Raw genomic sequence first — 24416 nt, forward strand, 5'->3', positions numbered from 1 at the left:
TCTTCTTTTAGATTTTCTTTTTTCGGGCTTCATCATAGTTCCAATCGTTCATTTTGCAGACGGCCCTTGCATGCGAATCCCAACTTGGTTCATTTGGGTTACACCCTTTTGGAAAACAATCGATCGCTAAATATTTTAAAGTATCATTTTCTTGGCTAAATGTTTGGTGGTAGCAATTGCGCGGAATGTGCACAAAATTGGAAGGCAACAAATCAAAAACTTCTTTTTTGCCTAAGCGTTCTAGGGTTAATTTTCCTTTGCCTGAGATAATATAAAAAAGTTGTTCGGTATCGTCGTGAACATGCCGGTGTGTATATTTATTTGGGGCAATTTGAACAATAAATGCTTCTGAAACCTCAGCATTGGATCGATCCATCACCAAAAGATTGTCGTGAGTTGGAAAGTAGTATCCAGCGGTTTGGTTGGGTTGGGTAGAAAAGACAATCTTAGATTCTAATGGATCTTCAGTTTTTGTATTCTTGGTCGTATTTAGCGTAAAGTAAGTAATTCCAATACCTAAAAAAATACCTGCTATGGAGGCAAAGATGATCTTATTCATTTTTTTAAATTTAATTGTCAAACAATTTTTGTAGCCGTGGATCATGATTCCAGCCCTCTACAAGCAGATAGGCTGAGCCCGAACTCTTCTTATCAAAATTCAAACGAATACTCCGTTTTTCGCCCGGTAACAACGAAATATAATTGTCGCTAAAAAAAACAGGCAACACACTTTCCCCTTTATTGTTTTTCACTTTCAGTTTATTCAATAAGGATACATTAGGGGTATTGTTCTCCAAATTGACATTGACCACCACCGTTTCCCCATCACTTATAATTTCATTTTGTATGCTTATTTCAGCTTCAGGTATTGTGTTCAAATCCAAACAATTACTTTCTTTATTTTCGAGCCAATAGAAATTATCTAGGATTTCTTTATCGTTTATTTTTGCTTCTAATTTCAGAAAATGAATTTCCTTGTTCTCGTAGGATATCAATTTAAAGCAAGTTTTTGCTGTGCCTGAGTTACAAGCGATAATTCCCTCTTGCTCAGAAATTTTGTTTCCATTTTTATCACATAAAATGGCTTTTACTTTTACCTTTTTTAATGCATCAGCGGTATTGTTAGCCAACCGAATTTCATTGTTTCGAGGGTCGAATAGAACGTGAATTGGACGACATGCTTTTTTGACCGCAAAATAGGAAGCTGTATATTCAAAATAATGATCGTACAACTGACAAATCATTGATGGCCAAGCAGCCTGACTCATCCATAACAAAACACCACTGCCTTGATTGCTTTGCAGACATTCAAACATCGCTTTTGCCGATTCGTAATTGAGCAGCTGAGCTCTACGGGAATAATCAGCGACATCGGTTGGAATACCAAAACGCGATTCGATGGTTTTTGTGAATTTTTCGGAACGTCCCCACTGATAATCGTGTATCGCCCACATATCGTTGATAGGCCAGAGTTTATTTTCCGGCAACATTCTCTTCATACTTTCTACCTCTGGAAAGGCAATTATTCCCAATTCGCTATGAAAAGTTTGCCCACGATTTTCGAAATACCACGGAATAGGACGCAGATCATAAGGTCCTAAACCAGTAACCACACCATCGGCCGATTCAGAAAGATATAACCTTGTGCCATCCAATAATTTAGTTGCTTCTTTCATCGCAGCGTCCAATTCGGCTGGTGGAAGCCCTTCGTTTCTGCCGCAGTAGAGTGCTACAGAGGGATGTTTTCGGACCCATTTAATTTTATCACGAACATTATTCATAAACATAGTTGTGTCTTTCGGCGTAGGGCCATCAACAGGATTGGCAAGCCAGAAATCGTCCCAGATCAGTATTCCATATTTATCGCAAGCTTGGTAAAAATGGTCGTGCCCTGTTTGCCCCACCCAATTTCGAATCATATTAAAATTGGCTTCCTTGTGAAGACGAACTCTTAGATCGTACCCTTCAGAATCACAGCGCAGCATGGCTTCGGGCAATCCCCAATTGCCTCCTCTGACCAAAATTCGCACCCCATTACAATACAAAAACAGAATATTATTTTTTACTTCGGAAGTTATTTTACGGATTCCGAAATTAAACTCCTGTAAGTCGGATACCGTATTGTTTTGAATAAAGCTAATTTTTGCTTTGTACAGGTTTTGATCGCCATATCCGTTGGGCCACCAAAGCTTTGGATTTCGAATAGTTAATTCTTTAAACTTAGTTGGTAACAGTTCAATAGGTTTTAATTCTCCGGGGTTCAGTGTTATTGGATAAACCAAACTTACTTTGTCAAATTCGATTTTAAGTGTGCCTGTTACCACTTTGTCGGAATGATTTTTTAGAGATGTTCTCACTGTCAAAGCCGCTTTTGTTGTGTCCGGCAAATTCAGTTCAGAGCTTATCCAAGGATCTTTTACGCTCACATTTTCGCATTCGGTTAAAGTGACATCATTCCAAATTCCTGTATTGCGGCCTCGCACAATGGGAAGCCAATTCCAGCCTGAAGCGGCAAGAAAAGCGGGGCTGTCAAGTCCTGAAACATCTCCATTGGTTGTTGGTGCCCCTAAATATTTTTTGGTTAGCTTTCCTTTTCCGGGTTGCCAATTTTCAATATGATGCACCAGCACAGCCAAAGCGTTCTGGCCATTGGGATTTAAAAGTCCGCTAATTTCAAAACTGGCACGTTGAAAAGCACCTTCGATACTACCCACTAATTTTCCGTTGAAATAGATATCGGACTTCCAATTGATTCCTTTAAATTCAATAAAATATCGTTTGTTTTTTTTAAAAGTTATACTTGTTATGTTTTTCCGATACCAAAAGTCATTGCCCGAAAAAAAAGCATCAGGAATCGCATTCATATTATCCGCAAAAAACGGGTCAGGAAAAAAGCCTGCATTGATATAAGGTTCGAGTACTGTGCCGGGTACTTTGGCTGGTAACCAATTCGAATCATTATAGGTTGGAAGTGATAGCTGCTCTCCACTTTGATAAACAAATTGAGCTTGCTGCAGGCGCCAGTCATTCCCATTGAGGCTAATATCGTTCGACGCGAATGCCCCTACAGCCATAAATAGCATTATGAATTGATATGGTTTAAGAAATAACATTTCAATTATTATTTATTTTGACAGCGTCAAATAGTTAGGTTCCGATTTTCCAAATAGAGAATATTCGAGAATTGGAGTTTCAGTACAATTTTCTTTTTTTATCTCTGCACTGATGGTTTTGCTTTCGCCGGGCAATAAACTGAAATAATTGTCTGTCCAAAGCGAAGGCAATAACTCTTGATGGGATTCTTTGCCAGAAATGCGTGCATTAAACATAAAAGCAATCGCATCTCCTGTATTTTTTACACTAACAATGTATTTATTTGCCTCAACTCCTTCCGAAATATGAGCTTCCACTTGTAGGCTGGTTTCGGGTAGTTGATTCAGGTCATTGAATGTATTGGAAGCATTTACCCAGTATAAATTTTCGGAAACATTACTCCCTGCCTCATTTTTTACTTCGAGTTTCAAAAATTGGGTTTTGTCAGTAACTGGTACAATAATATCCGTTAGAAAGGCTGCATTGGCTTCTATAGTTAGCTTTTCATTTTTGTTCCATACTGCTTTTGAATTGATATCGTAAAGCGTTGCTGAAACAGTGTGGTTTGCCAAATTTTCCCCTGTAAGATTGAGGAACGAAACTGAATTATTATCTCTATTGAATTGCACATGAACTAATTCTGATGCTTTTTTTGCACCATAATATCCAGCATGAGCCTGCATATACCAATCGTAGACTTGCCAAGTAATACTGGGCCAACTGGAGTTGGATTTCCACAATAAAATACCACTGGCATTTTTCCAAAGCTGACGGTTGATAGATTCTATTGAGGCACGATACACATCATAATTTACTAATTGCGCTTTTGAAATGTAGTCTTGTATTCCGTTGCTATTTAAAGAATTAGGAGCCCCGTAATAATTGCGCAGCATAGTGTCGTAGGATGTAAACTTGCGAGAATCATCACCCGGCCAATCATTAGCATCGTGGTACGCCCAATATCCATCCAATGGGAATTTATTTGGCATCCAGGTTTTTCCCATTTCGGGCATAAATTTTTGCATACTTTGCAGTACCGGAATACCGCTTGGTCCAATTTCGCTACTGAAACCTTGTAATTTGGGGTGCGTAAAATAATCTTTTGGTTCCAATGTATGATAGGGTCCACCGCCGTGTAATCCGTCGCCATCCGATTGTTTTAGGTAATGACGTGAGTCGCGACCATCGTATTTCTTGATTACCGAGTTGACTAACAAATCTTCTCGTGGATTTACACCCTCATTCCCTCCACACCAAATAATTAGTGAAGGATGATTTCTTAATTTTTGAGTAATGCTGATAGAGGCTTTTTCGAAAAGACTGATTTCAGGTTGATAGCCTGGGGTATTTTTGTAAGTACCCCAAAAGTCATTCAAATAATCTTGCCACATCAGTATGCCGTATTTATCGGCAGCACGATACAAAGCTTTTGGCGGAACACCTGTAGGTCCCCAAACCCGTAGAATATTTAGGTTGGCATTCTTGGTTAGTAAAATTTCATTTTCATACCGAGAAGAGGTCCAATTGAGCATCATATCTATGACCCAATTTCCGCCTTTGGGATATATTTCTTTTCCGTTTATTTTGTACACGCGTTCCTTATTTCCGATATAAGTTTCTACCTTTCGAATTCCGAACATATCGTTTATTACAGACTCCTGACCATCGGATGTTTTTGTCTCTATCTCAATTGTGTATAAATCCTGAGAGCCATACCCAGCAGGCCACCATAATTTGGGGTTTTTCAAGTTAAGTTCAGATGTATTTTCAGCATTCCATTCGAATGATTCTACTGCATTGGGTTGAATTTGGTAATTTTTGTCAAAACGAATCGTGTCGTTTCCGTTAGAAATTTTAATATGGGCAATTCCAGTTTGTAAAACAGCCGAATAATTTTTTAGATCTACGGAAACCGTCAGTTGAGCAGTAGTTGTTTTGGGCAGATCAATTTTGGATGTTACATAAAGGTTTTGAAATTCTACTTCATCCGTTGAGGTTATATAAACATCTTCTGTGATCCCCATATCACGGTCACGCACCGCAGGTTGCCAATCCCAACCCATTGTGTCCCATTTGGTGTAACTCGTACTTATTTTCCCGTCGCCCATATTTTGGCCAGGATCAGCTAGGGGAAGTAATGGTTCTATAGCGGGTTTTCCGGGATTATGTACAGGAAAAATTGCCACGGCTAGACAATTTAAATTGTTTTTCTGAATTATTTTGGAAATGTCAAGTCTAAAACTTCGCTCCATTCCTTTTATTTCGGTAGTATCAGCAATCATTTTGCCGTTGAGCCAAATCTGTGCTTTGTAATTGATTTCGCTAAAGTTGAGCCATATTCTTTTCCCTAGTTTGTTTTGGGTTAATCGAAATTCATTCCGAAACCAGTAAGGGTTTTTCCAAGGATTTACACCTTTTATATGACTAAATTGTAATAAATTATAGTCTGTATTGTATTCATCGTTGCTATCGGGGATTTTCATATTATTCATTCCCACATAAGGATTGGGATAAATTCCATTGCGGACTAGGGCGGTGAGAACTGTAGCCGGCAGCGAAGTTTTGGCCCACCCACGGGTATTTTGACCGATTTTCGAAAGATTTGCACCATTCAAATTGGTTTGAACAGATGATTTTACCTGCCAACCATTGCGCAGTAGTTGAGCCGATTTTGGCAACTCTGCTAGTGGAGCATCTTGTACAGTAAAAGTGCTTGTTTCAGAACTAATTTTTGATTTTCCTATATATGCAGTCACAACCCAATTGTGTTGACCAAACGAGAGCGGAAAAGTTACATAGGCATTGATTGTCGATGGCAATTCAGCCATTTTTATGTTGTCTATGCTAATTTCGAAACGATCGCATGTTATTTTTTCCCAAGCTAGTGTCGGGGTATTATTTGTAATGCTCATTCCGTTCTTAGGCGCAAAAATTTTTAAGGTCGTTGCGTTGCAAAACGATTGTGCCAAAAGGCACAGCAATAATAGTAGGGTTGTACTCGGTTTATTCATTGTATATGTAAACATTAAAAGAGAAAAAACTCTTTATTGAGGGCAAACCATCATTCCTCGACCCATAAAAAATCGAGATATCCTAAGTTTGCACCTTTATTGTATTTTAAAGTAAGTAGGTTAGTCCCCGCCACCGGAAAAATAATTTCGCCGATAGTGGCTTGTGTCCAATGGTGAAAACTACCGGTATCTTCAGGCAGTTTTAAAACAGTGGCTAAGTTTCCGTTCAACCATAATTCTGATTTATTGTCTTTATTGCCATAAACCGTAATAATTCGATATTTTCCGGGTTTTATTACATTTACGGTATAATTGGTCCATTCGCCGTCCTCTTCCCAACCTATATAAAGTTGGTTCACTTTGGGGTCGACTTTGTTCGGGTGATTGAAATCAGCCCAATCTTTTGTGTACGAGATGTCTACGCCTTCATTTTCTCTAAAAAATGCGGTGTACCCTTCTATTCCTGGTCGCCAATGACTTCCATAGTCATGGATTTCGTGATTCAATTTAGAGCCTTCATTTTCTGCACTCAAATCGTGATAAGCCACTCCCTCGCCACCCAAATCGTAATAGGCCAATTCGACTCTGCCAGGGATGATTTGTGCGCCAATCGTATATTTTGCATCTGCAAAAGGTTTTCCGGCGTAACTACTGGGCAGTTGAGAAAAGGATACTTTAAATAAAAGTAAGAAGAAAAATAAAATAAAAATTTTTTTCATACGGGATAATTAAAGCCCTTCAGAGTTGAACCCGAAGGGCTTATTAAAAAACCAAAGCAACTAATGTAGTGTGAAACTAACTAAGACACTACAAACTAACTAACCAAAGCACTACTCAGGTTTTAAATTCGGATCTAATGGAACCGTCGTGAATATAAAAGAGTCCACATTTACTTCCATAGCAGTTCCTTTTGCAAGATTTCCTCCATAGAGTTGAATGCCCATTGTAAAATCTTTTGTAGGGTCGAATTTGCTCAAATCACCTTCTCCTGGGACAATCTTGATGGATCTCCACACCCATTTATTCTGAGTAGGGACAAATTTATAATCATCGCCATACCCTTGAGATTTGGTAAAATGCATCCAACCTTGACCAAAATCAAATTGGAAGTACCCTTCTTTATTTCCAGTATTCAAAAGGAAGTTAATCCAAATACCATTTGCGTAAGCCACAGGATCTAGCGCTTTTACATTCCAAGACGCTTGGCCTAATTTGGCATCCCAACCTTGAGATACTCCCGTTAAACTCGCATAATTTGCCCCTTGGTTATAGCCTGATAAACCTGCCGAATTAGGAAGAATTTTCCAAGTAGAACCCGCTGGAGTTTCGCAATCCCAACCTATTGTTGGCGTTAATGGTCCGTCGGTGATCATTACCTGATCTACGGCGATGTAGAACGGAGTTCCGTTCACGTTCCCACCACGGAATTGAATACCAATTTTATCCAGTTTTCCTTTGACAACAGGGAAGCCCATTTTTTCGAGGTCGTAAGAACGCCATTCCCAATTGGCAGTTTTGATTTTATAATCATCGCCATAACCGAAAGCACCCGTTAAGTGACGGTCTTCGGTTTTTCCGTTGGCGGTAAGAATAGGTTGTACATATCCTTGGCCTCCGGCCGTGTTTACTAAGAAGGTAATGTGTGGTTTGTTGTAGGACGACAAATCATATCCTTGGCCTCCGTTATTGTTCTCTATTTTTACATAAATTCCATTCCAACCATTGGCGGAAGCCGCTTTTACTTCATATCCTTTTCCGTATTGACCGGTCATGGTATTGGAAGTAAACGGACTTGTAGCATCGCCATTTACTGGGGTAAAAGGAGCATCAAAATCAATAATCATTAAGGATTGTTTTGGCAAATAGGTATTTGTTGGTTTGACAACAAGAATACTTGGCGAGGTTTGTTTTTCGCCCGTTTTTGGTGTCATTTCGATGATGGCATATTCACCAATTTCCATTTCAACTCCAGCAGATGAATACGACACTTTATCTTGAGCAGCAGCTCCAAAAACAGAAACTACTTTCCCATTCAATTTAACCTCTTTGATCAAATCTAAGTTTTCCCCTTTTAGAAGGAAAGGCTTTCCTTTTTGAATATTTACTGGCCAAGTGGTGACTTTCGCAGTGTAATATTGTGGTTTGATCACTTGAGTAGATTCAAATACTCTTTTGTACTTGTTGGTCAATGTAATGGGGCCCGTTTCAATCTGACGTGGCACCTCAACCGTCATATTATCGTTAGATTGTTTGATAATTTTAAATGCACTCGTTCCAACCGTAACCGAAGAAACATATTGCATATTGGTCCCTTTCAGGACGATCTGTGTTCCTACAAAAGGGGTTTCGTTCGAAATCTCTGTAATGGTAGATGCAGGCAGATTTACATAGGAATCCTCATCAATAGCCGTATCAGAACAGCTATTGGAAAGTGCTGAAATAAAGGCAATCAGTACTATTTTACTTAAATACTTTTTCATATAATAATTTTTTTTAAGTTGTTTAATGAAATCCGCACGAAGCCACTTGGAATCCGACATTTGGCACGCAAAGGGTGGCTATCGTGCTAATTTTCATTGTTTTCATTTAATTATTAGTAACCTGGATTTTGTTCTAATCCCCAAGCTTCTGCCTCTGTTTGAGGAATTGGCATTAAAGGCACTTTATTACCATTTGGTCCATCTATTGATTTTGCCAATCCATTTGCTTTTATACTAGGAAACTGTTTGTAGGCTTTCACTCCTAAGCCGTAGTTTTGACCTGGTGCGCGACGAATATTTTTTTCATTGTCAATGACTGCAAAATATCTACCGGTTCTTACAAGATCATAGAAACGAATTTGTTCCATAGCCAATTCTAGGCGACGTTCTTTCCAGATATCCTGTAAAAGTTGATTTCCGACCGAAGTAATGTCTGGAAGATTGACAAATGTAGGTGCGGCACTATAGTCCATTTTTCCTTCGGCATACCCCATACAATAGGTACTGTTACGGGCTCTGTTTCGAACCATATTCAGTTTTGATTTCGCTTCGTCGAATTTACTAAGATACCAACATGCTTCCGCGTGCATCAATAGTACATCGGCATAACGAATGATTTTTATGTTGCGATCACTAGCTTTGGCTTGTGTCGGTTTTACAGGAAGTGCTGCCTTACGATTCAACCAATCAGAACCTTGTTCGTTACGGTCAAATTTCTTTTTTGCACCATATAAAATTCCGTTATTGAAGCTTTCGCCATAAACAACACAGGACAATCTTGGATCATTCGTAACAGTAACGTTGTAGGCTTCGACTAAATCGGGCGTTGGATTATTGAATCCCCAACCGGAGTCGTCTTTTCGGTTGCCTTGGAAATTGTAGAAATTGGTTCCAATCGAAGCTGGTGCTAAATCCGAGGTTCCTACGCCAAACTGAATTTCAAATACAGACTCTGAGTTGTTTTTGTTTTCAGTTTCCCAAAGTTTCGCATAATTAGGCAACAAGGCATATTCACTTGAATTGATTACCGCACTAGTTTGATCGTAAACTTGCTGCCAAGTAATTTTACTTTCTTTATCGGTACCTATTTGATACATATAAATACGGGCTAATAAAGCTCTGGCGGCACCTTTGCTCACTCTACCGGTTTCGGCTACTGGAATGGTTCCCCTTTCTGGCAACAAATCGATGGCTTTCGTCAAATCGGAGGCAATTAATTTGTAACATTCGTTCAAAGAGGCTCTTTTTACTTTACCAAAATCAGAAGGTTTTACAGAGCTTGTAAACAGCGGCACCCCGCCATAAGCGCGAACTAAATACCAATAAAAATAGGCTCGCATAAATGAAGCTTCTCCGATTAATCGGTCGCGAACTGCAGGGCTCCAAGTTACATTTGGTAGGTTGTCGAGTGCATAATTTGTGCGTGACACACCCCAAAATCCGTGAATCCAGAAATCGCTTGCAAAACCAATTTGAGGAGTCATTGTAAAATCTAACATTTCCCACATCGCAGCGTAATCGCCGTCGTTACTGCCTTTTTCTGAATCATCGCTGCGGATATCACTCAAGAAAAAATCGTGATGATGTCCCATCCATTGTCCGTCTGGTCCAGCACCTTCATCGAGTTGCAGCATATCATAAATACCGATTATAGATCGAACACCATTTTCTTGAGTGTCAAAAAAGTTGGCACTATTTTCTGAACCCTGAGGTTCGAGGTCCAGAAAATCTGAACAGCTTGAAAACCCGAGTATCAAGACGGCCAACAGGATAATATATTTTGCTTTTTTCATAACTATCTGTTTTATTTTTTAAAAGTTAATATTGATACCCACTGAATAAGTTGTAGGTTGAGGATAATTGACCATATCTACTCCATAATAGAATGGATTTCCGTACAAACCAAACAATTCAGGATCAAGACCCGTGTATTTTGTAAAAGTCAATAAGTTATCGATTGTGGTATAGACTCTAAAATTGTTTACCCCGAATTTTTTTGATTGTGCTGATGGAATTGTATATCCCAATTGAATGTTTTTTAGTCGGATATACGAACCGTCTTCAACATATAAATCCGAGAAGTTTTCAGTGTTTTTATTCAAATCCGCCGCATTTAAACGTGGTATATTTGAATTAGGATTACTAGGCGTCCAAGAGTTTATGGCCATATCACGACTGATATTGGTTTCAAACATTTTTGAATTATACAACGTCTGACGCATAGAATTTACAATTTCGTTGCCGTATGAGCCTACGAAAAACATCACCATATCAAATCCTTTATAAGAAAGATTTACATTGAAACCACCAGTAATATCAGGACTTGCACTACCCAAGTAGGTCATGTCCAATTCGGTAATTTTACCATCGCCGTTTCTATCCACAAATTTTACGTCTCCAAGACCTGCGTTGGGCTGAATAGGAGTATTGTTCAAAGAATAGGCGTCCAATTGTTCTTGTGTTTTGAAAAGTCCATCGGTTTGGTAACCATAGAAATAAGAAATCTCTCTACCTATTTCGGTTTTAGTTGTATTGCCTAATCTACCAGCACCACCACTGCGGATAGGGTCTCCGCCTGCCAAGCTAGTTATTTCATTTTTGATTAAGGCAAAATTTAAACCTAGGTCGTATTTGAACGCATTTTTATTATTGGCATAATTCAAAGTGAACTCCCATCCTTTGTTTTGCATGGTACCAGCATTGACGGCTGGTTTTTTCATACCTGCATAGGTAGGAATAGGTTTTGAAAGAATCATATCGTTGGTGTTTCGAATAAAATAATCTACGGTACCTGTAAGTGAATTGTCAAATAATCCAAAATCGACACCAACATTAAACTGTTCTGAATTTTCCCAAGTGAGTTCGGTATTCGCAAGCTGTAGCTGAACCGCACCCTCCGTAGGGACGCCGTTTAACGAATACACATAACCACCATTCACGCTTGAGACATAATCAAAATTACCAGCGCTACCTTGGTTACCCACTAAACCCCAACCAGCGCGAAGCTTTAAGGTGGATAAGGTCTTGTCAATTCCCGACATGAATGATTCTTTATTGACGTTCCAGCTACCTGCAAAAGAGGGGAACGTGCCCCAACGTTGTTCCGGCAAAAACTTAGAACTACCGTCTAAACGAACTGTCGCGGTCAATACATATTTGTTTTCCCAAGAGAAGTTTCCACGGAAAAACGCTGATTGCAAACGGTTTTCACTTTTTCCTCCACCAAGACCAAATAAAACAGCGTCTTTATGTGCTCCTAAATATTGCAAAGAGGCACTTTCTGGCACATCATAACCTGTGGCCCAAATATCAGAATATTCGTTTGCCTGCATTTCCGTTCCTAAAGTGGCGTTGATGTTTAGCTTGTCAAATTTTTTATTATAGGAGAAATAGTTGGTAAATACCCAATTCCATCCTTGACCTCTACTTTGATTCAGTGACGAAATATCATTTTTTTGTGTTGGTGTAATGAAATATTCTGGACTATAAGCTTTGTATTCGTTAAAATCCATAATAGTTCCAAACTGTGAACGGAAGGACAGACCCTCGGTCCAAAGATCATCAAACTGTAGGTAAAAATTACCCATAAATCGATTGCCAATGCTTTTTTGTTTTTCGGCTAGATATATAGACAAGGCGGGATTTGTAGCGGCTTGTGAGTAGTATATTTCACCAAAAAAATTGGTATAATTGTCAAATGGGACTGAAATAGGATCAGAGCGTAAAGCACCTGGAATAGTTCCACTATAAAAATCATTTCTTTCGCTCGGTCTTTCATAGTGTATGTAATTGTAAATCATACCAAACTTGATTTTGTCGGTCAATTTTAAATTGTTATTGGAATGAAACATAAATTTATCAAGCTTTGTTCCTTTAACAACTCCTTCTTCGGTAGAGGCAGTTATACCGTGATCGTAGGTGTATTTCTCTGTGTTACCAGAAATCGCCACATTATATCGCGTGTTAAATGCCTGACGGTAAATTTCTTTTTGCCAGTCGGTACCTTTCAAGTAATTACCTGCAGCTTGTTGATCCAGCACATAGTTAATTATATCATCGGTCATTCCTATCGATTTTCTTGCATTGGCAAACTCGGTAGCATCAGCAAGATCCAATTTTTTGTTTGCAACAGAAACACCTGTCAATACGGTTCCAGAAACTTCAAATTTGCTGCTTTTGGAACCAGTACGTGTTTTCACTAGGATCACACCATTTGCCCCTCTTGAACCATAAATGGCTGTTGCCGATGCATCTTTCAACACTTCCATACTTTCAATGTCGGTCGGAGCGATGTGGCTGATATCGCCCATTGGAAAACCGTCCACTACATAAAGAGGATCGGAATTATTGATAGTACCAATGCCACGAATACGAATTCTTACTCCTGCACCGGGACTTCCTGAATTCGAAATTACATTTACACCCGCTACACGACCTTGAAGTGCTCTTGCTGCATCGATCGAGGTCACCTTTTGAATATCGCTTACATTTACTTTGCCAACGCTTCCCGTAACATCGCTTTTTCGCATTGTTCCGTATCCTACAACGACCACTTCGTTCAGACTGGTGTTGGTAGACTCGAGTTCTATAGTAAGATTTGGCTTAACGGATACTTTTTGAGATTTGTACCCCATAAAAGAAATGGCAAGTGATTGACTGCCTTTAGGAGCGACAATTTCAAATTCACCTTTTTCATTTGTAACCACACCACGGCTGGTGCCATCGACCTGAATTGTAGCGCCAGGCAGCGATTCTTTGGATATTTTATCGATGACTTTTCCTTTCACATTTACTTGAGCGTAAATCGAGGAATAAAATCCGATAAATAATAGCAATAAAAATGCTTTTCTCATAATTTTTTTTTTGGTTAATTAAATATTTGTTCAAGTTTTAATTTCAAAGGCTTCAAAAGTGACTTTATCTGCCCTTATTTCATGGTTTATTATTCAAATAATTTAAAGAGTAATTTTTCTTTTTTGATCATACGCAGGTATTTTTTGGTTGTACATAAAAATTTTAGTGAGGTACAAAATTAGAGCAAGGCTATACTAATACTCGTTCGTTTTTGAAGGGCTTTTTTTAAAATTTGTCTCATATTCTAAAGATGATACAAAATCGAAAAGAATGATACATATCTTAAAATTTTCTTAGAAATTGGTTTTTGATTATGATTACATTTGTAAATGAGTATTATTTTAATAATTCCATAATTATTCCGATGAAAAAATCAATTATTATTTTATTGTTTTTGACACTAATGTTACAAAGCAATACTGTCATTCGAATTTCAAATTCGGTTATAAAAACAACCAATGATGGCTTATGCAATTCCATGGTTACCGCAATTGCACAAGATCAAAATGGATTTATTTGGATAGGAACCGAGGAGGGATTGAGCAAATACGATGGATTAAGTTTTAATACCTATAAAGTCAACGGTAGTGATTTTTCAAACTTGACAAACAATAGCATCGTGAGCCTTTTGTGTGATAAAAAAGGGCAAATTTGGGTAGGAACCTACAATGGATGTCAGGTATACAATGACAAATTAAATGCGTTTCGTACGATTGATTTTAAATTAAAAGAAATCAAAAACAAAGCGATAAAAATTGAGAAAATCTTTGAAGATAGTAAAAACAACATTTGGCTATCGACTTCAATCAATGGGGTAATTATGATAGATAGTAAAGGAAAAAAAAGCAAACACTTTTATTATCAGCCCAAAAATCCGCTCTCTATTTGTAGTAATATTGTCACCGATATTGCCGAAGACGCCGAGGGAAATATATGGTTTACCTCCTCAGACAAAGGAATTTCTGTATATAATGTCTCGAAAAATACCATCCGACATTTCAATAAAGAAAATGGCGCATTGCCCTCAAATCAGGTATTGCGATTAATAAAATCAAAGAACCATACGATTTACCTGAGCATTCTTAAAATTGGGCTAGTCGAGTTTAATGCTAGAAATTCAAGTTTTCAAGTGTTGGACAAGGTGAATTCCAAAATTCCATCGAAAATCATTTTTAGTTTAGGTATCGATGCACAAAACAACATTCTACTAGGAACCGACGGCGATGGACTACTCGTGTACAACCCCAAAAACAGTGCAGTTTACCCTCATCCTGTATTTGTAGAGCGTTTCTTTGAATTGGGCCGAAGCCGAGTGCATTGTCTCTACACCGACAGCAAAAAAAATATTTGGATTGGTATTCCAACCTTGGGTATTTGCCTCATCAAGCACAGCAATGCCGGATTTCAAACCTATCGCAATTTTGACGGTATTCCATTCCATGATTGCATCAATAGTATCTTTGTCGATAAATTTAAAAACATTCTCATGGCCTCAGATGGTGGGGGCTTAATTGTATTCAATAGAAATACCAATTTCAAAAAGCAATTTACCAACAACAAATCGGATCGCTTTTCACTAACCGATAATGCGGCTCTCGATGTTTTTGTAGACAGTGAATTGCAAACTTGGGTGGGTACTTACACCGGAGGACTATGTGTCATGGACCATCTTTCGGGTCATTTTATCAATTATAACACCGAAAATACAAATGGTGGATTAAAAAGCAATAATATACGAACCATTACCCAATCCAAAGACGGGAAAATTTGGATAGGAACCCACTCAGGTGGAATTAGCTGCTATGATAAACAGACAAAAAAATTCACCAATTACAGTCAATCTGCCAAAAAAAATAGCGTCATCAACAATTGGGTTAATAAAATCTATTTTGACAAAAAAGGACGGTTGTGGATAGGAACGGTCTATGGGTTAAGTTGCTTTATCATTAAAAAGAATACATTCATCAATTATAGTACCCAGACCAATAGCGATATGAGCGATAATATGATTCATTCTATCGCAGAAGACAATGAAGGAAATATATGGTTTGGTACGGACAATGGCCTGAATTGCCTCAACCCATCCACTGCAAAAATTAAAGTGTTTACCACTGATAATAACCTCATTAGTAACCGAATAAAAGGGCTTGTCTTTACGGGAGAAAACAGCTTGTGGATTAGTGACAATCAGGGTATCTCCTGTTTGAATACACAAAATTTTCTGGTGAAGTCCTACAATATGCAAGACGGATTGCAAAGCGATGAATTCAACTCGAAATCCTATTTTTTGAGTTCAGATGGCGAAGTGTTTTTTGGGGGCGCCAAAGGAATAAACACCTTCAAGTCTAATATGATCAACTCTAAAAGGCCTGTAAATACCATTCTATTTACCCAATTGAGATTGTATGACGAACAAGTGCTTATCAATAGAGAAACCAATGGCAGAGTAATTTTACCAGAATCCCTACAGTATTTAAATGAAATAAACTTGAATCATAGTGATAAAAGCATCACCATTGAATTCTCTATTCCTGAATATTTTGCAGGAAAAAAACTGATAGTTTCCTCCTATTTGGACGGATTTGATTCGAAATGGCAAAATCTTCCAGCTGGAAGTAGGTCTGTAACCTACACGAATTTGGCGCCCGGAAAATATACACTTCATCTCAAAACGGGTCAATCTACCAATGAACTCGAAGGAGAGGAAAAGAAACTAACGATTATTATTCATCCCCCATTCTGGAAGACGTGGTGGGCGTATTCGATCTATGCCATTGCCATCGCTTTTTCTTTCTTTATGGCCTTTCGATCCATCAAAATCAGAAATCATAGAAAGGATAAAAAACAAATAAAGAAACTTGAAATAAAGAAGGAAAAGGAATTGTACATGTCTAAACTCGTGTTTTTTACAAATATCTCGCACGAGTTTCGTACCCCACTGACTCTAATTTCTTCGCCCTTAGAACGACTAATTCAAAATGAAAACAACGAAGAAAAATTACAATTACTTGCCATAATTCGTAAAAATTCGGAACGATTACTTCATTTAATCAATCAGATTCTTGATTTAAGAAAATTAGATATGAGTCAAATGAAAGTTAATGCCAAGCCAGTAAATGTAGCGGCTGTGGTAAAAGATATTTTGGAGAGTTTTCGGGATATCACGACCCAGAAAAACATTGATTTAACCTTCGAAAATAAGATTGCAAACACCTTTGTTTGGTTCGACCCCAGTATGCTCGAAAAATGCATTTACAATGTGATTTCCAATGCCGTAAAATTTACCGAAAAAGGATATATTGCCATCGTAACCGATTTTGAAACGGTCAAAGAGCGGGACTATGTGGTCATCAGAGTGTCAGACACAGGAATTGGTATGTCTGCCGAGGTAATTCATAAAATTTTCGAACGCTATTACCAATACAATACCACGGACAAACAATATGTCGGGACCGGAATCGGTTTAAATCTTGTTAAAACCATTTTGAAACTGCACAGTGGAACTATCACCGTTCAAAGTGAAATAAACGAAGGCTCCACGTTTAGTATTTATCTTCCCGCAGGAGATGAAAATAAAAATAATGAGATTCAAACTTTAGCTCCTGAAAATAAGCACATAGTAAACTCTTATGTGTATGCTGAAACCGAAAATAATACAACTCCACAAGAAGAAAACAGCACGGAGTCGGATTCCAACAAATCCAAACCTGTTGTGCTTATTGTCGATGATAATAGTGACATGAGAACAATTCTAAAAGTCGAATTGATGTCGAATTACAAAATTATAGAGGCAGAAAATGGAGTAAAAGCCTTTGAAAAGGTAAATACTAAATCCCCCGATTTAATAGTAACCGATATCATGATGCCAAAAATGAATGGAATCGAATTGTGTAAAGCCTTGAAATCCAACATCGAATCGAGTCACATTCCAATTATTATTTTATCTGCAAAATCAGAATTGGAAGATCAAATTATGGGTATCGATTTGGGCGCTGATGCCTATATCACAAAGCCATTTAACATGGATTTACTAAAAACACAAATTAGAAATTTGCTGAACCAACGCCAAAAACTAAAAGAAAAATTCAGCAATTCAATCCACTGGGAAGTAGAAAGCGGAGTATTGACCTCGGCCGATGATCGCTTGATGGAGAAAACATTCGAAATTATCAAGAAAAACATGGATAATCCAGCACTAGGAGTCGAAATGCTTAGCGATGAATTGAAAATAAGTCGTGCGCAACTCCATCGTAAAATGAAAGGAATTATAGACCAAACGCCTGTCGATTTAATACGAACGATTCGAATGAATCATGCGGCCAATTTGCTTTCAACGACTGATCTTAAAATTTCGGAGGTGGCTTATGCTGTGGGTAGTAATTCGCAGTCGTATTTTTCAAGTAGTTTTTCAGAGTTTTTCGGTAAATCGCCAAGTCAATTTAAAAAGGAGGGAAATGACCTATAATCCGGCTAGCGCGAGATTCGAAACAAAAATTAGGCTTTCTATTGCTGTAGATGCCAAGGATATTTCTGCAGGCAATAAAAGTAATGCTCTTTTATTTTTCGCAATTTTTTTGAATTGCAAACGGGGTTTTCAACGAGCAATTTGTTAGGAGATAGTATTCTGTCTTTAAATTAGAGTACAAAAAAACCTCTTCTAAAGAGGCCTTTTGTGTCAAGTATTTTAAAATTTGATTTTTACCAAAAAAAATACGTTTAAAAATAAGTGTTTTTCATACCCTCAACTATTTTTTAATAATGACTTGTGAATTAGAACCTTTATTTGTGGTTACTTTAACTACATAACTGCCCGAAGTTAGATGGCTTATATCGATGCTTTCCGTTGGATTCGATATTTTGTTTACCAAAAGACCGTTGAGGTTGTAAATCTGTACGTTTTCTATTTTTTGATCGGAAGAAAGGTATAATTTTTCTGAAACCGGATTGGGATACAATTTCAATTGTGAAGTTTCCTTAACTTGAGGGAGTCCTAAAGTGGCGTAGGAGGTTTTAATATAGTACAAGTTTGCCACACTTCCTTTATTGATGACATAAGTTGCCGCTGCTAGTGCCGGCACGGTTACGATGCCTCCAACGGCAGTGTAGGAAGTGGTCGGTCCGGAGGTGGTGCCCACTGAAAGCTTAATCGTTCCTGAAAATGTGGGATCAAAAACTAGAGTAAGGGTGGATACAGCGGTTGTTGTATATGTAATAGTCGTTGTGGGCAATGATTCAATTTTCAATCGTGCCGTCAAATTTTGACCATCGTAGTTGGCGGAACCAGCCGTGGAATTCATATTGCCTGCAATGGTATAAAAGCTGCTTACTTTTCCAGAACTGGTAAAATTATGGATTTGGTCACTCGCTACAATTCCTGTGACTGTGATTGTCCCGGCCCCAGTGGCGGACGTACCTCCAGTTCCCGTTGTGGCGATAGAAAAGTATGTACTAGCAGCTGTTGGCGTTCCTGTGATTGTGATAGTTTTGGCAATACCATCCTTTACAAAAGAAATTCCAGAAGCTGGTAGTCCTGTTACGGTCGCACCGGTTGCGTCGCCTCCCCAAGTATAAATTATAGTACTTATCGCAGATCCAGTGGCTACGGTTTGGTTGTTGTTTGAGGCCGAAGTAAGCGTAAGTGTTTGGTTTCCTGGAGTTGTCAAAGTGATTGTACCGGTACCATTAACGGGAGTTCCCGAAGTTCCTGATGTTGTAATCGAGAAGGATAAACTTGCAGTAGGCGTCCCCGAAATGGTGATGGTTTTAGAAATTGCATCTTTTATATACGTAATTCCAGAAGCTGGTAATCCTGACACTGTTGCATCTGTTGCCGTTCCTCCCCAAGTGAAAATCATATCAGTTATCGCTGCTCCGGTCAAAACGGTTTGGTTATTATCTGTTGAGGTTATTAAGGTTTGTGGACTAACAGTAGTGGTGGTTTCGCCTTGTATAAAAACCATTTTGGTTGCATAATTTGTCAAAGCAGTTTTTTGAGCCGTATTGACCAAATACGAGGCATCATCAACAGCATTGTTATAGGTAAATTTTAAATCACCACCTGCTATTCTTCCTGAATATAGGATGGTTTTATCTCTAGCAGCAAGGGGTTCATCGATGGCTAAATTTTTTACATATAATGCGGCGTCGGTATCAAAGTTGTTATAACTGTTGGCTCCTAATTTTGATTTTACTGTATTTGGAACCATTTCGTCTCTAGCTAATGGTACATAGGCATCAAAATCGGTTGTGGAATTGATTTTGCCTGCAATATTATATTCTGGTTTTGGGTCGGCATAGGCTACAAAACGCATCGTATTGGCGCCATTAGATGCATCAAAAGTATTATTAAATGCTTTGATTGTACCACCAGCCTCCCCGGAGAACGTACCCATATTAGCAGGATCATTAGTTTGCGTTGATGAATTCCATATATCGGTACCTTGCATTGATGTTAAAATAGGATTTTTACAATCCCGAAAATAGTTGCCTTCTATAAATAAGGAAGAGCCTAAAGTGGAACCCGAGCCATATTTTGCATTACCATCAAAAAAGTTGTTGTAGATATGAGCTGAATAGTAGCGAACACGAGGATGTCTAGAATCGGAATGATCGAACCAGTTATGATGATAGGTAACATACAAACCAGTAGTAGTGCCCTCGCTTAATCCTAAAAGACTTGCTTTGCCGTTATCCCAAAAATGAATATAAGAAAAGGTACAATAGGTCGATGTTTTATTATCTAAAGCTCCATCGCCTTTGATTTGATCCGCATCACTGCCTGCATCACCATAAAACATATCGCAATGATGTACCCAAATGTGGTCGTTGTCTTGTTGCATACCAACGTTGTCTCCTGCAGTGCTGTTGCAATTCATAAAACCTAAATTTCGAACCTCTATATTTGATGCTGATTTAAGACGAATTCCCATGCCATTGACCACTGCGTCGTTGCCAACTCCCTCAATGGTCAAGTAACTTGCAGGGTTATTGGCGTTTTCAATGGTAATGTCGCCACCTTCCATAACTGTCATGTCGGTAATGTTTCCAACTAAACGAAAAATGAAAGGGCGAGTATCTTTTCCTTTTTTAATGGCATATAAAATATTTTGGAACCCGACACAAGGGTTGGTACTAGCGCCAGTTATGGTAGCCGAAATGGTGTTTTTAGTGTTTTGAGTAATATAAAAAATAACCGCTCCGGTTTTAGGAACGCCATTCGCTTGATATCCTCCAGGCACTCTGTCTCCCTGAAAAGCAAATCCAGTTCTGTCGTGAGCTAATACGGTTAAGCTCGCAGTTGTGGTACCCGAACCTTCAATACTAGCCGTGACAGGTTTTACAGAAATGCTGTAGTCGCCCGCAGCAAGGCCTAGCACGTCAGCTCTGAAATAGGTTCCATAACTTCGAATGAGTTGGGTGTCAATTTTTTTATCGATTTGTCCGCCGCCAGTATAATACACATTATAACTATCAGCGCCGATAACCGGAGACCATTCCACATAAGCAGATTCTAGCCAGCCCGATGATTGAGTAATGGTTTGCGCAAAAAAAGTTCCGGAAAATAGCAGGGTGGTAAGGTAAAATAATATTTTTTTCATAGCGACAGAAAGGTAAAAAGGTTTGGAAATTGACATACTAAAATCGATTTTTAAGGAAACGGTTAATATCGAAAGTAGTAAAAGTCAAAATAAATGCAATCGATTACGTAAAAGTACTATTATTTTTGAATAGCGCAATTTATTTTAGAATTTTATTTTTCAAAGGGATATTTGGCCTCAGATTTTTAGCGATAAAATTTTAGAATAAAATCATAAATGTAGGACTGAAATCGGTCTATTTTGATGAGTATTTCGTGAATAATTCAAAACAGTAGTTGCGCTCCCTGCGAAAGGAGTATCCAGAATTGCAAAAAAAATCTATTGAAATAGTTGGAAATATTAAAATAAAACCTAAATTTGCGTAATCGATTGCATTTCGTTTTACGAAAATGCTAATTCCAATGATAGATTGGGTTTCTACCTGCCAATTTGTAATTAAGAATGCTGCTGGTTTCCATCTCGAAAGGCTCAAAAGGATACAATTATTTTAATTATTAAAGAAAATGAGTACAAAATTCATACACGATAATTTTTTATTAGAAAATAAATATGCTGAAGAATTGTATCATAACTATTCTAAACAGCAGCCCATTATTGATTACCACAACCATTTATCTCCACAAGCGATTGCCGAGGATGTTATTTTTGAAAATGTTACCAAAGTTTGGATCAACGGAGATCATTACAAATGGCGCGCGATGCGAACCTTGGGAATCAATGAACAATTTATTACCGGAAATGCTTCGGATAAAGAGAAATTCTTGCAGTGGGGCAAAACGGTTCCGTACACAATGCGGAACCCTTTGTACCATTGGACGCATTTAGAGTTGGCTCGTTATTTTGATATTTATGATTTGTTAAACGAAAAATCGGCCGAAAGAATTTACGAAGAAGCTTCGGATAAAATGAATTCTCCTGAATTCAGCACTCGCAATTTGCTTCGCAAGGTCAATACAGCCTATGTTTGTACGACCGAGGATCCAACAGACGCATTAAAATTTCATCAGCAGCTGGCTACAAGTGATTTTGAAATCAAGGTGGGTACTGCTTTTAGACCTGACAAAGCTATTCTGATTGCAAACGAGGGTTACAACGAATATGTTGATGCGCTGGGGAAATCGGCAGATATCAACATCAATTCTTACGATGATTTGTGCTCGGCTTTGCGCAACAGAATCGACTATTTTGATAAAAACGGATGCAAAATATGCGATCACGGTTTGGATCAAGTGTATTTCGAAAATTATACTGAAAACGAAATACAACGCATCTTCAAAAAGAGAAGAGAAAATGGACTCTTGACTACTGAGGAGGCGTTGAAATTCCAAAGCGCGGTATTGTTCTTTTTATTCGAAACCTATCACGAATTTGGTTGGGTACAACAACTGCATCTGGGCGCTTTACGAAACAATAATGCGCGCATGCACAGAATTTTAGGTCCAGACACGGGTTGGGATTCTATTGGTGATTTTCCTCAAGCACAAAAACTTTCGGCTTTCTTAAATGCCTTGGACAGTAAAGATAAATTGGCAAAAACCATCATTTACAATTTAAATCCTGCCGATAATGAAGTGATGGCTACGATGATCGGAAATTTCAACGACGGTAGCGTAAAAGGTAAAGTCCAATTGGGTTCAGGATGGTGGTTTTTAGATCAAAAAGATGGAATGACCAAACAACTGAACGCTCTTTCCAATATGGGATTAATCAGCTGCTTTGTTGGAATGTTGACTGATTCTAGAAGCTTTTTATCTTTTCCACGACACGAATATTTCCGGCGAATTCTTTGCAATCTACTGGGTGAAGAAATCAAAAAAGGAGAATTACCCAATGATATGGAATGGATTGGAAAAATGGTTTCCGATATTAGCTACACTAATGCCAAAGACTATTTTAAAATATAAAAAATATAATGGAAAAATTAAACAGAAAAAGTCTAGGCTTAGAAAAAAAATTCCCCATCAAAGTGGTTCAATTTGGGGAAGGCAATTTCCTGAGAGCTTTCGTGGATTACGCTTTTCAAAGACTAAATAAAGAACTGGAGTTCAATGCGGGAATTGCCATAGTTCAGCCCTTGAAAGAGGGCATGGTGGATAGGATCAACGACCAAGACGGGCTTTACACCCTGTTTATGAATGGCATCAAAAAAGGAGAGAAAATTCAAGATATTGAATTGATTACCAATATTGTAAAAGCTATCAATCCATATTCTGATTTTGCAGATTTTCTAGCTTTAGCACAAGAAGAGGAACTTCAATTTATTGTTTCAAATACCACCGAAGCAGGAATTGAATTTATCGAAAGCGATACTCCAAATATGCAACCACCCGTTTCGTTTCCTGCAAAATTGACGGTTTTGTTATACGAAAGATTCCAACATTTCAATGGAGATCCTTCTAAAGGTTTGACCATCATTCCTTGCGAATTGATTGATTATAACTCAGAAACGCTGAAAAAATATATTTTGCAATACTGCGATTTATGGGAGTTAGAAGAGGCATTCAAAACTTGGGCATCAGAGGCTTGCACCTATCACAGTACTTTGGTGGACCGAATTGTTCCCGGCTATCCACGAGCTGAAATTGAAGAATACAACAACAAATTGGAGTATCAAGACAATTTAATCGTTGCCGCTGAACCCTTTTTCCTCTGGGCTATCGAAGGTGGCGAGGCATTAAAACAAAAGTTGCCATTTCATAAAACGAATTTGAATGTGAAGATTGTTGATGATATTCGCCCTTTCAAAATGATAAAAGTTCGAATCCTGAACGGTGCGCATACCGCAATGGTTCCTTTTTCGCTTTTATATGGCAACAAATTGGTGATGGAAACCGTAAACGGAAGTTTTACAGGACAGTTTGTCAATAGTGTGATCAGCGAAATTAGTGGCACTCTTGATATGGATAAAACCGAAATTTTAGCCTATACCGAAGAGGTCATGGACCGATTTAAAAATCCATATATCAAGCATGCATTGGCCGATATTGCCTTGAATTCCATCTCTAAATTCAAAGTACGAGTGTTGCCGAGTTTGTTAGGCTATTATACTGCGAATCATAAATTACCCATTAATTTAACCTTTTCATTGGCTTGTTTAATCCAATTCTACAAAGGAATTTGGAATAATGAAGTACTTCCTGTAAAAGATGCTCCGGAAATAGTCGAAGCATTTAAAAGCGCTTGGCAAATGGGGAATTTAGACTTGGTTGCCATAAGAATTTTAGCTAATACAGACTTCTGGGGTGAAGATTTAACAAATGTTAAAGGCTTATCAGCGGCATTAGTTTTAGCTTTGAATGAAATTAATGCCAACGGAATTGAACAAGGTTTCATAAATTTCGAAAAATCAGCTAAAGAATTTTCACTCAGTACGTAGTATT

Annotated in this window: 11 protein-coding genes; 3 read left to right on the top strand and 8 right to left on the bottom strand. The window is 38.2% G+C overall.

All coding sequences use genetic code 11. From position 1 onward, the window contains the following. Positions 1-7 precede the first annotated feature (7 nt). The 7 genes from E1750_RS12085 to E1750_RS12115 form a co-directional block, all read right to left on the bottom strand. A complete protein-coding gene (locus tag E1750_RS12085) occupies positions 8-559 on the bottom strand; it encodes a cupin domain-containing protein (RefSeq protein WP_165698042.1) in 552 nt (183 codons plus the stop codon). A gap of 10 nt (positions 560-569) precedes the next feature. Beyond that, positions 570-3113: a glycoside hydrolase family 2 protein gene (locus tag E1750_RS12090; protein ID WP_133277025.1), complete on the bottom strand. Its 2544-nt coding sequence runs from the start codon at positions 3111-3113 to the stop codon at positions 570-572. A 12-nt stretch (positions 3114-3125) separates the two neighbouring features. Beyond that, positions 3126-6104 (bottom strand): glycoside hydrolase family 2 protein, encoded by a 2979-nt coding sequence (locus tag E1750_RS12095; RefSeq protein ID WP_165698043.1) that lies wholly within the window; start codon positions 6102-6104, stop codon positions 3126-3128. A gap of 50 nt (positions 6105-6154) precedes the next feature. After that, the gene (locus E1750_RS12100; protein ID WP_133277027.1) at positions 6155-6823 is read right to left on the bottom strand and encodes a carbohydrate-binding protein; all 669 of its coding nucleotides are present in this window, start codon (positions 6821-6823) and stop codon (positions 6155-6157) included. A gap of 111 nt (positions 6824-6934) precedes the next feature. Then, positions 6935-8584, bottom strand: coding sequence for an IPT/TIG domain-containing protein (locus E1750_RS12105; RefSeq protein WP_165698044.1), 1650 nt, complete (start codon positions 8582-8584; stop codon positions 6935-6937). 113 nt (positions 8585-8697) lie between these two features. Continuing rightward, entirely contained in the window at positions 8698-10377 is a 1680-nt protein-coding gene (locus E1750_RS12110; RefSeq protein WP_133277029.1) for a RagB/SusD family nutrient uptake outer membrane protein, read from the bottom strand. 18 nt (positions 10378-10395) lie between these two features. Beyond that, the gene (locus E1750_RS12115; RefSeq protein ID WP_133277030.1) at positions 10396-13437 is read right to left on the bottom strand and encodes a SusC/RagA family TonB-linked outer membrane protein; all 3042 of its coding nucleotides are present in this window, start codon (positions 13435-13437) and stop codon (positions 10396-10398) included. 365 nt (positions 13438-13802) lie between these two features. Here E1750_RS12115 and E1750_RS12120 point away from each other — a divergent pair, with 365 nt between their 5' ends. Further along, positions 13803-17903 (top strand): hybrid sensor histidine kinase/response regulator transcription factor, encoded by a 4101-nt coding sequence (locus E1750_RS12120; RefSeq protein WP_165698045.1) that lies wholly within the window; start codon positions 13803-13805, stop codon positions 17901-17903. Positions 17904-18183: 280 nt separating this feature from the next. Here the strand turns inward: E1750_RS12120 and E1750_RS12125 are convergent, their stop codons facing one another. Next, positions 18184-21072, bottom strand: coding sequence for a pectate lyase family protein (locus E1750_RS12125; RefSeq protein WP_227873887.1), 2889 nt, complete (start codon positions 21070-21072; stop codon positions 18184-18186). Between the two features lie 467 nt (positions 21073-21539). Between E1750_RS12125 and uxaC the strand changes: the two genes are divergently transcribed. Together uxaC and E1750_RS12135 are read left to right on the top strand one after the other, a co-directional pair. Beyond that, positions 21540-22940: a glucuronate isomerase gene (gene uxaC / locus E1750_RS12130; protein WP_133277032.1), complete on the top strand. Its 1401-nt coding sequence runs from the start codon at positions 21540-21542 to the stop codon at positions 22938-22940. A gap of 8 nt (positions 22941-22948) precedes the next feature. After that, entirely contained in the window at positions 22949-24412 is a 1464-nt protein-coding gene (locus E1750_RS12135; protein WP_133277033.1) for a tagaturonate reductase, read from the top strand. Positions 24413-24416: the final 4 nt, after the last annotated feature.

The organism is Flavobacterium nackdongense (genome assembly GCF_004355225.1).
GTDB classification, from domain to species: Bacteria; Bacteroidota; Bacteroidia; order Flavobacteriales; family Flavobacteriaceae; genus Flavobacterium; species Flavobacterium nackdongense.

Bases quoted from the DNA above. Each gene is read 5' to 3' on its own strand.
- E1750_RS12095 (WP_165698043.1), bottom strand. From the start codon at position 6,104: ATGAATAAACCGAGTACAACCCTACTATTATTGCTGTGCCTTTTGGCA.
- E1750_RS12105 (WP_165698044.1), bottom strand. From the start codon at position 8,584: ATGAAAAAGTATTTAAGTAAAATAGTACTGATTGCCTTTATTTCAGCA.
- E1750_RS12110 (WP_133277029.1), bottom strand. From the start codon at position 10,377: ATGAAAAAAGCAAAATATATTATCCTGTTGGCCGTCTTGATACTCGGG.
- uxaC (WP_133277032.1), top strand. From the start codon at position 21,540: ATGAGTACAAAATTCATACACGATAATTTTTTATTAGAAAATAAATAT.
- E1750_RS12100 (WP_133277027.1), bottom strand. From the start codon at position 6,823: ATGAAAAAAATTTTTATTTTATTTTTCTTCTTACTTTTATTTAAAGTA.
- E1750_RS12120 (WP_165698045.1), top strand. From the start codon at position 13,803: ATGAAAAAATCAATTATTATTTTATTGTTTTTGACACTAATGTTACAA.
- E1750_RS12090 (WP_133277025.1), bottom strand. From the start codon at position 3,113: ATGTTATTTCTTAAACCATATCAATTCATAATGCTATTTATGGCTGTA.
- E1750_RS12085 (WP_165698042.1), bottom strand. From the start codon at position 559: ATGAATAAGATCATCTTTGCCTCCATAGCAGGTATTTTTTTAGGTATT.
- E1750_RS12135 (WP_133277033.1), top strand. From the start codon at position 22,949: ATGGAAAAATTAAACAGAAAAAGTCTAGGCTTAGAAAAAAAATTCCCC.
- E1750_RS12115 (WP_133277030.1), bottom strand. From the start codon at position 13,437: ATGAGAAAAGCATTTTTATTGCTATTATTTATCGGATTTTATTCCTCG.
- E1750_RS12125 (WP_227873887.1), bottom strand. From the start codon at position 21,072: ATGTCAATTTCCAAACCTTTTTACCTTTCTGTCGCTATGAAAAAAATA.